General features: G+C 59.4%; 14 protein-coding genes. 8 read left to right on the plus strand and 6 right to left on the minus strand.

Translation table 11 applies throughout. The features are described from left to right. Position 1: 1 nt before the first annotated feature. The 7 genes from exbD to K3819_RS28570 all read left to right on the plus strand — a co-directional run bounded on the left by exbD (position 2) and on the right by K3819_RS28570 (position 7024). On the plus strand, positions 2-430 hold the full coding sequence (exbD, locus tag K3819_RS28540; protein WP_039765185.1) for a TonB system transport protein ExbD: 429 nt from the start codon (positions 2-4) through the stop codon (positions 428-430). Continuing rightward, the gene (locus tag K3819_RS28545) at positions 427-1173 is read left to right on the plus strand and encodes an energy transducer TonB (protein ID WP_221398337.1); all 747 of its coding nucleotides are present in this window, start codon (positions 427-429) and stop codon (positions 1171-1173) included. The genes exbD and K3819_RS28545 overlap by 4 nt, the downstream gene beginning before the upstream one ends. A gap of 203 nt (positions 1174-1376) precedes the next feature. After that, positions 1377-2306, plus strand: a complete 930-nt coding sequence (locus tag K3819_RS28550; protein WP_007954418.1) for a hydrogen peroxide-inducible genes activator — start codon at positions 1377-1379, stop codon at positions 2304-2306. A 9-nt stretch (positions 2307-2315) separates the two neighbouring features. Next, a complete protein-coding gene (gene recG / locus K3819_RS28555; protein ID WP_011336566.1) occupies positions 2316-4391 on the plus strand; it encodes an ATP-dependent DNA helicase RecG in 2076 nt (691 codons plus the stop codon). A 79-nt stretch (positions 4392-4470) separates the two neighbouring features. Continuing rightward, the gene (locus tag K3819_RS28560; protein ID WP_074689969.1) at positions 4471-5871 is read left to right on the plus strand and encodes an aminoacyl-tRNA deacylase and HDOD domain-containing protein; all 1401 of its coding nucleotides are present in this window, start codon (positions 4471-4473) and stop codon (positions 5869-5871) included. Between the two features lie 137 nt (positions 5872-6008). Beyond that, positions 6009-6266: a hypothetical protein gene (locus K3819_RS28565; RefSeq protein ID WP_085612086.1), complete on the plus strand. Its 258-nt coding sequence runs from the start codon at positions 6009-6011 to the stop codon at positions 6264-6266. Then, positions 6263-7024: a Fic family protein gene (locus K3819_RS28570; protein WP_085612087.1), complete on the plus strand. Its 762-nt coding sequence runs from the start codon at positions 6263-6265 to the stop codon at positions 7022-7024. The genes K3819_RS28565 and K3819_RS28570 overlap by 4 nt, the downstream gene beginning before the upstream one ends. Positions 7025-7060: 36 nt before the next feature. Here the strand turns inward: K3819_RS28570 and K3819_RS28575 are convergent, their stop codons facing one another. Next, positions 7061-7444, minus strand: a complete 384-nt coding sequence (locus K3819_RS28575) for an SCP2 sterol-binding domain-containing protein (RefSeq protein ID WP_039765176.1) — start codon at positions 7442-7444, stop codon at positions 7061-7063. A 587-nt stretch (positions 7445-8031) separates the two neighbouring features. On the opposite strand from K3819_RS28575, the gene K3819_RS28580 reads away from it, so the two are divergent. Then, complete coding sequence (locus tag K3819_RS28580) at positions 8032-8400, plus strand: DUF6124 family protein (protein WP_085612088.1); 369 nt, start codon at positions 8032-8034, stop codon at positions 8398-8400. Positions 8401-8462: 62 nt separating this feature from the next. Here K3819_RS28580 and K3819_RS28585 read toward each other — a convergent pair whose 3' ends face one another. From K3819_RS28585 to K3819_RS28605, 5 genes are all read right to left on the minus strand, one after another. Then, positions 8463-9650 (minus strand): hypothetical protein, encoded by a 1188-nt coding sequence (locus K3819_RS28585; RefSeq protein ID WP_256575365.1) that lies wholly within the window; start codon positions 9648-9650, stop codon positions 8463-8465. After that, positions 9580-10545: a hypothetical protein gene (locus K3819_RS28590; RefSeq protein ID WP_260329018.1), complete on the minus strand. Its 966-nt coding sequence runs from the start codon at positions 10543-10545 to the stop codon at positions 9580-9582. The genes K3819_RS28585 and K3819_RS28590 overlap by 71 nt, the downstream gene beginning before the upstream one ends. Positions 10546-10634: 89 nt before the next feature. Beyond that, complete coding sequence (locus K3819_RS28595) at positions 10635-11390, minus strand: lysozyme inhibitor LprI family protein (RefSeq protein WP_221398338.1); 756 nt, start codon at positions 11388-11390, stop codon at positions 10635-10637. Positions 11391-11392: 2 nt separating this feature from the next. Next, the gene (locus K3819_RS28600; protein ID WP_221398339.1) at positions 11393-12241 is read right to left on the minus strand and encodes a type IV pilus biogenesis/stability protein PilW; all 849 of its coding nucleotides are present in this window, start codon (positions 12239-12241) and stop codon (positions 11393-11395) included. Continuing rightward, a complete protein-coding gene (locus K3819_RS28605; RefSeq protein ID WP_221398340.1) occupies positions 12228-12773 on the minus strand; it encodes a hypothetical protein in 546 nt (181 codons plus the stop codon). The genes K3819_RS28600 and K3819_RS28605 overlap by 14 nt, the downstream gene beginning before the upstream one ends. Between the last annotated feature and the right edge of the window lie 18 nt (positions 12774-12791).

Genomic DNA, 12791 nt, shown 5'->3' on the forward strand with positions numbered 1-12791 from the left:
CATGGGCCTGCATTTGAAAGAAGGCGCAGACGACGATCTGGCCGAGAACCACGAAATCAACGTCACGCCGTTCATCGACGTGATGCTGGTGCTGTTGATCATCTTCATGGTGGCCGCGCCGCTGGCCACCGTGGACATCAAGGTTGACCTGCCTGCCTCGACCGCCAAACCGGCGCCGCGGCCGGAGAAACCGGTGTTCCTCAGTGTGAAGGCTGACCAGCGCCTGTTCATTGGCGATGACGAAGTGAAAGCCGAAACCCTCGGCGCCGTCCTCGACGCCAAGACCCAGGGCAAGAAAGACACGACGATCTTCTTCCAGGCCGACAAAGGCGTGGATTACGGCGACCTGATGAGCGTGATGGATAACCTGCGCGCTGCCGGTTACCTGAAGGTCGGTCTGGTCGGGCTCGAGAGCGCAGTCAAGAAATGATCACCACGCGCCATAAGCTGACGCGTTACAGCGGTAGCCTGGCCGTGGTGCTGGGTGTTCACGCGCTGGCCATCGCGCTGGCGCTGAACTGGAATGTCCGCCCGCCCATCGAATTGCCGCCGCAGGCAATGATGGTCGAGCTGGCACCGGTTCCGGCCCCGCCACCGCCTGCACCGCCGAAAGTCGTCACGCCACCGCAGCCACCGGCTCCGGTTGAGGAACTGCCGATCCCGAAACTGGCCGAAGCGCCGAAAGCCGAGATCGCGGTACCGAAACCGAAGCCCAAGCCGAAACCCAAACCGCCGAAGCCGATCGAGAAGAAACTGCCCGATCCGCCGAAGGAGAAACCGTCCGAAGAGAAGCCGGCCGATACCCAGCCGACTCAGGCCCCGACGGAGAAATCCGCCCAGCCTGCACCGGGCCTGTCGCCTGCACAATTGGCCGCCAAGGCCAGCTGGCAAGGCACCCTGCTCGCGCATCTGGCCAAGTACAAGAAGTACCCGGCCAGCGCTCAGGCACGGGGCAAGGAAGGCTTGAACCGGTTGCGTTTCGTGGTTGATGGCGAAGGCAACGTGCTGTCGTTCGAACTGGTGGGTCGCTCCGGCAACGCCGATCTGGACCGGGCCACCCTGGAAATGATCCGCCGTGCCCAGCCGCTGCCCAAGCCACCGGCGGACATGCTGACCAATGGCGCGATCGAAATTGTTGCGCCGTTTGTGTACTCGCTGGAACGCCGCCGCTGATCAAGTGTGGGAGCGGGCTTGCTCCCACAGGGTTAAGTGCTCAGCCGAGAGAACCAGGCAAAAAAGGCACCGAAAGGTGCCTTTCGCTTATCCATCCACGGCAAACCGGCATTGCCCGGTGTCGCATTCATCACTCAGTCTGATAACGTGCGTCTATCGATTGCAGCCGGTATGCTTGGCCCGCATCTTCATGGACGCTTGCTATGACTCTCACAGAATTACGCTACATCGTTACCCTCGCCCAAGAGCAGCATTTCGGCCACGCGGCCGAGCGTTGCCACGTCAGCCAGCCGACCCTGTCGGTGGGCGTGAAAAAGCTTGAAGACGAACTCGGTGTGCTGATTTTCGAGCGCAGCAAAAGCGCCGTGCGCCTGACCCCGGTCGGCGAAGGCATCGTCGCCCAGGCGCAGAAAGTGCTGGAGCAGGCCCAAGGCATTCGCGAACTGGCCCAGGCCGGCAAGAACCAGCTGACCGCCCCGCTGAAAGTCGGCGCGATCTACACCGTCGGCCCGTACCTGTTCCCGCACCTGATTCCGCAACTGCACCGGGTCGCCCCGCAGATGCCGTTGTACATCGAAGAAAACTTCACCCACGTGCTGCGCGACAAACTGCGCAACGGCGAGCTGGACGCAATCATCATCGCCCTGCCGTTCAACGAAGCCGACGTGCTGACCCTGCAACTCTACGACGAGCCGTTCTACGTCCTGATGCCGGCCCAGCACCCGTGGACCCAGAAAGAATCCATCGACGCCGCGCTGCTCAACGACAAGAGCCTGTTGCTGCTCGGCGAAGGTCACTGCTTCCGCGATCAGGTGCTGGAAGCCTGCCCGACCCTGACCAAGGGCAACGACGGCGCCAAGCACACCACGGTCGAATCCAGCTCGCTGGAAACCATTCGCCACATGGTCGCGTCCGGTCTGGGCATCTCGATCCTGCCGCTGTCGGCGGTGGACAGCCATCACTACGCCCCGGGCGTAATCGAAGTGCGTCCGTTGTCGGCACCGGTGCCGTTCCGCACCGTGGCCATCGCCTGGCGCGCGAGCTTCCCACGGCCGAAAGCCATCGAGATCCTCGCCGACTCCATTCGCCTGTGCTCGGTCGCCAAGCCTGCCGCGCCGGTCACGGCCGGTTAAGCCAGCGTCATGACGGAGCTGTCGCAGGTGTCGGTCACCGCACTCAAGGGTGTCGGTGAAGCCATGGCCGAGAAACTGGCCAAGGTCGGTCTGGAAAACCTCCAGGACGTACTGTTTCACCTGCCACTGCGTTATCAGGATCGCACCCGCGTGGTGCCGATCGGCGCGTTGCGGCCGGGGCAGGACGCCGTGGTCGAAGGCACCGTCAGCGGCGCCGACGTGGTCATGGGCCGACGCCGCAGCCTCGTCGTGCGCTTGCAGGACGGCACCGGTGGCTTGAGCCTGCGCTTCTACCACTTCAGCAACGCGCAGAAAGAAGGTCTCAAGCGCGGCACGCGGATTCGCTGCTACGGCGAAGCCCGGCCCGGCGCCTCGGGGCTGGAGATCTACCACCCGGAATACCGCGCCATCAACGGCGACGAGCCGCCGCCGGTGGATGAAACCCTGACCCCGGTCTACCCGCTGACCGAAGGCCTGACCCAGGCCCGTCTGCGCCAGTTGTGCATGCAGACGCTGACCCTGCTCAAGCCGGCCACCCTGCCCGACTGGCTGCCGACCGAACTGGCCCGCGACTATCAACTGGCGCCGCTGGCCGACGCGATCCGCTACCTGCACAACCCGCCCGCCGATGCCGACGTCGACGAACTCGCCCTCGGCCATCACTGGGCCCAGCATCGCCTGGCTTTCGAAGAACTGCTGACTCACCAGCTATCGCAGCAACGCCTGCGTGAAAGCATGCGCTCCCTGCGCGCGCCGGCGATGCCGAAAGCCACCAAGCTACCGGCGAAATACCTGGCCAACCTCGGCTTCAATCCGACCGGCGCGCAACAGCGGGTCGGCAACGAAATCGCCTACGACCTCAGCCAGCACGAACCGATGCTGCGATTGATTCAGGGCGACGTCGGCGCGGGTAAAACCGTGGTCGCCGCCCTCGCCGCGCTGCAAGCGCTGGAGGCGGGTTATCAGGTCGCACTGATGGCGCCGACCGAGATCCTCGCCGAACAGCACTTCATCACCTTCAAGCGCTGGCTCGAACCGCTGGGCATCGACGTGGCCTGGCTGGCCGGCAAGCTCAAGGGCAAGAACCGCGTCGCCGCGCTGGAACAGATCGCCAGCGGCACGCCGATGGTGGTCGGCACCCACGCGCTGTTCCAGGATGAAGTGCAGTTCAAGAACCTCGCGCTGGTGATCATCGACGAACAACACCGCTTCGGCGTGCAGCAACGTCTGGCGCTGCGGCAGAAAGGCGTCGGCGGGCGCATGTGTCCGCATCAACTGATCATGACCGCCACGCCGATTCCGCGGACGCTGGCGATGAGCGCCTACGCCGACCTCGACACCTCGATCCTCGACGAATTGCCGCCCGGCCGAACCCCGGTCAACACCGTGCTGGTCACCGACACCCGCCGCGTCGAAGTCATCGAACGGGTGCGCAGCGCCTGCGCCGAAGGTCGTCAGGCCTATTGGGTGTGCACGCTGATCGAAGAGTCCGAAGAGCTGACCTGTCAGGCTGCTGAAACCACCTTCGAAGACCTGACCGCCGCCCTCGGCGAGTTGAAAGTCGGGCTGATCCACGGCCGCATGAAACCCGCCGAGAAAGCCGCCGTCATGGCCGAATTCAAGGCCGGCAACCTGCAACTGCTGGTCGCCACCACCGTGATCGAAGTCGGCGTGGACGTACCCAACGCCAGCCTGATGATCATCGAAAACCCCGAGCGCCTGGGCCTTGCGCAACTGCACCAGTTGCGCGGTCGCGTCGGCCGGGGCAGCGCCGTCAGCCATTGCGTGCTGCTCTACCATCCGCCGCTGTCGCAGATCGGCCGCCAGCGCCTGGGCATCATGCGCGAGACCAACGACGGTTTCGTCATCGCCGAAAAAGACCTTGAATTGCGCGGCCCCGGCGAAATGCTCGGCACCCGCCAGACCGGTCTGCTGCAATTCAAGGTCGCCGACCTGATGCGCGACGCCGATCTGCTGCCCGCCGTGCGCGATGCCGCCCAGGCCTTGCTCGAACGCTGGCCTACCCACGTCAGCCCGTTGCTCGACCGCTGGCTGCGACACGGGCAGCAATACGGCCAAGTGTGAGCACCGTCGCAGTTTCTGACAGCTCGTTCCAACCAAGCTGGTTATACTCCTGCAATTGTTTCAAAAACGGATACAGACCATGACCGAAGCTGCTCTCGCCCCCGAATCACCGCACGCTCCGTCTGTTATTCGGCTGCTGCTCAACAAGCTGGGCGTCGCCTACGAAGAAGTGCTCGACCACCACGGCCTCAATGCCTCGCGCAAAGTCCAGGCAGTGTTGCTGGACGACGCGGTCGGCGCGCTGATGGTGCTGTTTCCACAGAGCCAGTTGCTGGATCTCAACCGCCTCGCCGAGCTGACGGGCCGTCGCCTGACCGCCGTGTCCACCGAGCGCCTGGAAAAGATGCTCGGCAAACACAGCCTGAGCCTGCTGCCGGGCCTGCCGGCGCTGACCAGCTCGCCGTGCCTCTACGAAGAAGGCCTGCTGCGCGAGCCGAAGTTGCTGATCAACTCCGGCGAGCCGGGCCTGCTGCTGGAAATCGCCAGCGAAGACTTCAAGACCATGCTGACCAAGGCCAGCGCCGCCAACTTCGGCGAAGCCCTGAGCAGCATCCGTCCGAACCTCGACCGCCCGGACGATGACCGCGAGGAAATCACCCAGGCCGTGCAGGCGTTCACCGCGCGGCGTATCCAGCAACGTCTGGAAGCGACCATCGAGATTCCGCCGCTGGCCGAAACCGCACAAAAAATCATCAAGCTGCGCGTCGACCCGAACGCCACCATCGACGACATCACCGGCGTGGTCGAAACCGACCCGGCACTGGCCGCGCAAGTGGTGAGCTGGGCGGCGTCGCCGTACTACGCCTCGCCGGGCAAGATCCGTTCGGTGGAAGACGCGATCGTCCGCGTGCTGGGCTTCGACCTGGTGATCAACCTGGCGCTGGGCCTGGCCCTCGGCAAGACCCTGAGCCTGCCCAAAGACCACCCGCAACACACCACGCCGTACTGGCAACAGTCGATCTACACCGCCGCCGTCATCGAAGGCCTGACCCGCGCCATGCCGCGTGCCCAGCGCCCGGAATCCGGCCTGACCTACCTCGCTGGCCTGCTGCACAACTTCGGCTACCTGCTGCTGGCCCACGTGTTCCCGCCGCACTTCTCACTGATCTGCCGCCACCTGGAGGTCAACCCGCACCTGTGCCACAGCTATGTCGAGCAACACCTGCTGGGCATCAGCCGCGAACAGATCGGCTCCTGGCTGATGCGCTACTGGGACATGCCGGACGAACTGGCCACCGCCCTGCGCTTCCAGCACGACCCGAACTACGACGGCGCCTACGCCGAATACCCGAACCTCGTCTGCCTGGCCGTGCGCCTGCTGCGCAGTCGCGGGATCGGCTCCGGCCCGGATGAAGACATTCCGGATGCGCTGCTGGAACGCGTTGGCCTGAGCCGCGACAAGGCCAATGATGTGGTCAGCAAAGTGCTTGAGGCGGAAGTGCTGCTGCGGGAACTGGCTTCGCAGTTCAGCCAGGCTTAAAGCATTCTTCGGAACGTCAACCAGGGCCTGTGTTGATTGCAGATAGGGCCCTGGCTCCACAGATTTCGGCCACTTTGCCAGCAACGACAGCAAACAAGCGCCCTGCTATGATTTGACGGCAATCAGAGGAATTTCCGATGACCCAAACAGATGCTGTCAGCGTTGCAAGCGAAGTGCGCAAGCTAGCCAAAGACAACAAGGTTACAGCCAGTCGTGACGGCATGAGTCGTATGGCCGTGGGGATTACCCGTTTGGCTGGCGATGTCGTCGAGCTGGATGGCATCGAACAGTTGCTCGTCAATCTCAAGCGAAAAGGCGTTCTGAGCAAATCTGAAATCCTGGCGCTCCAAGGGCGCTATCTTCAAGAAAGGCGCGCACAGAAACGTAGCGCATGACTTTTGATCCGTTCGGCGACTTCGACACGGCTGGATATCTTCAAAACTCGCTGCAACTGAAAGATCCCGTTGAAGTAAAAGAGTCAGAGCATCTTTCGTTCGAATTGAGTATCGAAGAGGCGCTTGCCTATCTGGCCAAGAAAAAGCCAATCGATTACCAGACTGTACTCAAGGTTCACGAAATCCTGTTCTCCGGCTTCTATCACTGGGCAGGAAAAGACCGGAACGAGCTTGTCCCCCACCTGGCAGTCTTCAAGGGCTCTCTCGACGACCCTCGCAGCACCGTCTTCGAGCGCCCGGACTCCATCAAAATGTCTGTCGACTATGCGCTCAAGCTCGCATCAGACAAAAAACGCTTCAGAGACCATCCCGGTGGAGTGATGGGCCAACTGGCTTTCGCACACCCCTTCCTGGACGGCAATGGACGCGCGATTCTATTGGTCTTCATGGAACTCTGTTATCGAGCCGGGTTCGCCATCGACTGGTCAAGAACAAACAAAGACGACTACTTGCGGGCACTCAGCGACGAGATCCGAGAACCTCGCGAAAGGCATCTCGATAACTACCTCAACCCGTTCGTAGTCGATATATCCAGTCGTGACGAATGGCCAGAGACCATCAGTGGCATCAGAGGCCTGGATGGCCTGGACAAGGAAGACATCGCTTACGAGAAGCTGGACAACCCGAAAGTCCAGCAGATCTACAAGACGTACCGGGGCCAGCCACTGGACGCCGAGCCCCCTGAACCGGACAGCTGAAAACGCTGAACTGTCCCGGCAAGCTACCTGAAAGCCCTATGACTTCGGCTTGGCCTTCCTAGGCTTCAAATACTTCATCAACCCCTGAAACCACATGACCAGCGCCGGGTTGCCCTTGAGCTGAATCGACTTGTCCTGAATCCCCTGCATGAATGCCAACTGCTTGTTCTTGGCCTGCATCGTGGCAAACCCGAACGCCGCGTCTTTAAAGGCAATCGCAAACGCCGGCTCCGCCACCACCCCGGACTTGCTGGTAATGCGCTGGTCCTTCACCACGAAATGCCGCGCCACTTTCCCGTCCAGAGTCTGTAGCTGAAACACCAGATCCTTGTCACCCAACTGCTGCTGGAACGCAGGATTTGTCCGACTGGCCTTACCCATCAACAGACCCAGCATCCACAGAAGAAAACGAAATTTCATGCGCACAGCCTCAAAAGGGAAATGAACGGCTGGGGGAGTGTAAGGGATTCGGATAGATTCGCCACTATCCAAGACTGATAGAAGACGATGCAGCGATTTTCCTGCCAGATGACTACCAAGTCACGAATTCCAACCCCTGAACCCGATCGTTCCCACGCTCTGCGTGGGAATGCATCCCGTGACGCTCCGCGTCACACCATCCTCCCGTCCTACACCTGAAGAAACACATTCCTGTAGGAGCTGCCGAGAGCTTTGGTTTCTTGTTCCTCGACCCCGCAAATCCTTGGGAAATGTCCTTCAAACTGCGGTGCTGTCCATGAACTAGGCGTGCTTGAGGTTCATCGATAACCTCTTTCCGTCACCGCAAAATCGGTGACTCGGACGTGCAAGTCCGGAATCGATGCACATCAGTTATAGCCATTCACCGAGTGTTTTCTTATGCTCGCGAATCGTTATGGCGGCTGTGTGTGGGAGATCTTCGGGTCTGCCGGGTTTATCGATTACCGGTCTTGCACACCTATACACAGCTGCCACCTCATTCGAAGTGCAAGCGAGAGGTTGCTAGCTCCATCAATCCGTAAATTCCAATGATCAAACCAACACCCAACCCTCCTGAAATCCCAGAAACCTCCCCCTACGAATCTCCCGATTCGAAGAAACTCCACGAAGCCGCCGAACGCGCCCTCGACCACCATTTCAAACCCACCACCCCACGCCCCAAACGCCTGGGCGGCCTGTTCGCCCTCTGCCCCAACGCCGACGCCGAAGCCCTCATGGCCAACGCCTCCGAAGACCTGCTCTCCATCAGCGCCTTCGCCGCCAACCTGGCCGACGACCTCGACGGCCCCCGCCGCTCGATGGCGCTGGGCCTTAGCAGAATGGCGGACGGCGTTCGATTGATGGTGGAAGGCACGCTCGATCACATTGAGTTTCGGGAGTATCAAGCCAAGCCGTAGCTGAATCGCGGGCGGCAAAAAGGGGACGTTGAGTCCCCTTTCCTGATCTTCGGCAGCAGCGACTAACGAAAGTCCTCTGCGCTTTTGGGTCGCGACTCCAACCCAAGAAGCGCCGCCCGGTTTATGAAGGAATAACTTCCTGAGTCGCATCGCTGCCTGAATACAACTTTGTCCTCCTTGAGCACTGTCAGAAAACTCACGAAGGCCTGACTAACGAGGTAGGTATACGCACCGCTTTTGAACTTGATGATGTTCAGGTTCACGCTGCCTTCCGACGCATCTACAACAAAGAATTTGCCCTTGGGTGGCGTAGCGTTCTTCGGGTAGACCATCTCGATGTTCCCCGGCACACCGTAGCGATACTGAACAGAACCGGCCGTGGGCTTGCTGTTTCCCCGCGCACAAACGGAAACCGTCTTGCCGCCCTCCAAAGGGCAGCTGAAGTAGATGTCTTCGTCATCCGAGCACAACGTTTCATCCTGCCCGCCCTTCAACAGCGCCGTCTCCTGAGAAACGCGCTCCGGCGTTTGCGCGACATCAGCACAGTTGGACAGGCAAACCAGTTTCGAAAGATCCGGGACATCGCTTTCAGCAAACAGGTACGTCGCTGACCCCTCACGGTTGCGGGCGTGATAAACGGGAACACTGACGGCCAGCCCCTTGGCCGACACCGGCACCTTGGCATCCCCGCCCGAGACGACCCAGCCTTCGGCCTCCCCGCATAACGCCTCCAAGGCGACTTCACTGAACGAGTCTTTCGTTGGCACGGCAAGCGGCTTGGCATCACCTCGGCAGTCATAGCCATGCCAGTAGGGCCCGGTGTTCATATCAATGTCGATCGAGAAAACATAAGCGCCGTCGAGCACCACTTTGCCGCTGTCGTAGGTGAAAACCAGCCAACGACGCGACTTCGCCTGGGAGTAGTTTTCTTCCTGAAGGATGTAGCGTTCACCATCTCGGTACAGCCAAAAGCCACTCATCGCCCCTGCCGGTTCCTCCATCTCGGAGAGACGCTGCCCGGAGTGTGAGTCCACCAGAAAGTTGTCCTTCAGCGCCAGCGCACAGTCGCTGTCAGCATCCCTGCACGACGTGAGAGACGGGAACATCGGCCCCGCCACCGCAGAGAAAGAACACAGCAATAACGCGATCAAGCCTAATCTTTTCAACTTGCCACCTGTTTCAAAGCGAGTAATCCATGACTTCTTCAAGCTGCCAGCATTGCCCACGGACAAACCGATACTCGAAGACATAATCGGTATCCGGTTTCTGCAGGATGGCGACGGCGTGATCACCCTGCTCTTCCTTGATGGTCAACGTCAGGCCCTGGGCCTCTCGCTTCGCCGCATCCGGAATGATCGGGAACTTGAGCTGATCGCCGCTGAGGCTGCTTTTTTGCATCTCGGGCTCGGGATCACCGGCCACGGTCGTGACCATTTTCAGCGGCTGCTGGACGAAGGCTTTCTGCACGTCCGCGCGTTCAGAGAAGGCTGAGAGGAACGTTGAAAAGTTGGGTGAGGGGCAAGCAACACTGGTCACGTCATCGTCGGTCTTTAACGCTGTCTGGCGGATCTCCTTTTGCAGTTTCGAATCGGCAATGATCTTTGCATCAAGGTCTGCCAGACGCTTTTTGATACTCGCTGCATCCTTGTAGGCACACACGACATCGACGCCATGCTCAAGGTCTCGGCCGTCGCGACAGTTCTGCAATTCGGGGTCTGGTGGATCACCGCGGAAAAACCGCAAAGACAACTGTTCCCCCTGCTTGATGAGCGGCAATTCCAGCGTCCAATAGGTGTAGCCTTCAAAGTTACCGTATGACTCTTTTAGCTTCGTGAGCACGTACAGGGATTTCCCCGCTTGCTCAGGAAATTTGCGTTCAAAGAAAAACACCGACGCGATTTCATCACCCATGAGCGGCGCCACAAACGAGAGTTCCGGCTTCGTGGGACTCATCGTCGAGTAAAAAACCTCACCACCGGGAACGTAGGCGACTGTCGTCTGACCCTTGAGCGTGTTCTTCAAAAACAACACGGTGATCTTCTGCTCGCCCACTGATGCCACCACCGGCGGATGCATTTGCTTGATGGTTTGCAGGTCATCAGCTGCTGCCGGTTGTGCTGTAAAACCGATGATCGATACGAGCATGCACACACAACTTGAGAACCTGGTCACTTCCATTACTTCCTTGTTGATCGACAAATTGATCAATCTTCAAAAAACCAACGCGAGTGGCCTCACGATGATTCAGGTGCACCGCATTTCAGCTCTTTGATCTGCTCGTTCTGAATCGGAATCATGCAGGTCAGGCGCTTCTCTCCATCTCCACGAAGCTCGAACAAGCTGAGCCTCAGGTGCAAGCCATCAGCAGCAAATGCATGATCCTCAAACAATGCGCTGGCATAACCATTCCAAAACGATTTGCCGTCAAAACTGCAAAACCGCTTGGAGGAAAGCACTCTCCAACCGCCGTTAGGCGCCAGAATCTGAACAGTCAAACAAGGACTGCCAAAGGTGCTGACATAACGTGCCACGACATCGCCGAAGCGCTGGGAACCGGACAGGAACACCTTGTTGAGATCAACCACATTTCCCGGCTCGTCAGCGACGATCGTGTCCAGATAAGCAGCACGCTCCAGGCTCATTCTGGCCACGCAGTTGTTGATGGTCGTGACATGCGCAGCCATCCCCGGCTCAATTTCAGCGGCTTCGAGCGGGCACGTGGTGTCGCGCAGTTTGATCCAGGCGCGCTGGGATTCTCTGGTCATGGCAACCAGCGTCTTGCCCTGCTCCGGATCGCTCTGCTGCTGAGACTCGAAACGCGCCAATAGCTTTTTGTAGCTGATATTGAGCTGTGCATCGGCTTCCTTGCGGGCCGCCTCCACGCAGCGATCAACCTGCGAGCTCACGGTGATCTCCTTGCAGTCGTCATCGGCCATTGCGAAAGTGGCAAACAGGCATCCAAAGGACAACGCGATAAAACGCACAAACATGTTCAATGTTTCATTCCCTGAATGACGGATCGCTCAACTGCGCGTTGAGGTATTTTCTGCGCCTTGCCGTCGGCGCTCATTGCGTCGCGGTACTGGCTGTAATAACGCTGCGCTTCGTCTTTGCGATCAAGGCGCCAGAGTGAGTCTGCGATGTTCAACATCAGAACTGTCCGTTTACGGACGGCCTCGACGCCGCGATAAAACTTCAGTGCAAGCTCATCTTTGCCGCCCTCGGCCAGGTAAAAGCCCAGGTCGTTATAGGCCTGAACATTTTGCGCCGGGGGATGGCACGCCATATAGGACTCTGGACTTAAAAAGACCAGACCCCATTCGATGGACTCTGCTCGGGACTGCGCCAGTTCGTTACTTGTGACATGTTTCAGCAAGTCCTTTGGAGACCTCGTCTCCAGGGCGGGAGTGAGCACTTCGCCGTCGTCGGTGACCCATTGATTGCCCTTCCACTGGCCGACACAAAAAGTGGCCGAACGATCAGCCAGCACGCAACCGGTCTCCATTGAGATAACCGTGCAATGCTGTTGCGACACTAGCTTCTCTTCACCGTTTTCGTCCGACAACATGCCGAAAATCACCGGGTCGAGCAGCAAGGTTTTCTTGTCAGGACTGAGCATATTGGAGTGCCCATCGGCGCCAATATCGGCGCCAAAGAGCGGGAAGGTTTTGCCATTGGCGGTGAACCATGCAGTCGCCGAATCCACACCGGGCATCGTCCATTTTGTAGCCCGAAACGACACCGTGTGCCCGTCGACACCGACTATTGGCGGGTCCTCGGCAAACGCGCCCATAGCGCTGCACAGACTGCCGATCATCAATACCCACTTAAGGCTGCCCATAGTCGATCCTTTTCACTGACGGACTTTCCGACTGCAACTGCCTCTTCGTCACGCCGTAAGCCTTGATCAGTTCTTCCCAGGAACCCTTCGAACCAAATGAGCGCTGGGTATTATCGAAGCTGTATTGCTCCAATCGCCCCGCCGTCGAGTAATAGCCGCGCCATTCAGGACAGGCACCGCAACCGCCGTAGCCACCTATCGAAACAAGACTGCCCTTGGTGCCTTTCACACAATCCATCGCCACGACAACGTTACTCAGCATCTTCGCTTTCTTACCGTCAGAAGTGAGCTGTGAAACCTTGTCAATATTGCGGCGCAACACTTTGCCGCCAATGTTGATCGTCTGGTCGGAGCAAACCGGGATGAGGTGGGTTTCCGCGTCATCCACCGTCACGGATCGGCAGGACGACACCATCACCACTTCAACGCCGCCACATTGCATGACATCGCGCTGGGTGTAGGCGTCCTTGGGAGCGGCGAAAGCTGGAAGCGAGAGCAACAGCGAAAGGCTGCCCGCGAGAAAATGGTTCATCCAATCATCCTTAATCAA

Origin of the sequence: Pseudomonas sp. 3-2, from assembly GCF_019710535.1 — a bacterium.
Taxonomy (GTDB): domain Bacteria; phylum Pseudomonadota; class Gammaproteobacteria; order Pseudomonadales; family Pseudomonadaceae; genus Aquipseudomonas; species Aquipseudomonas pharyngis.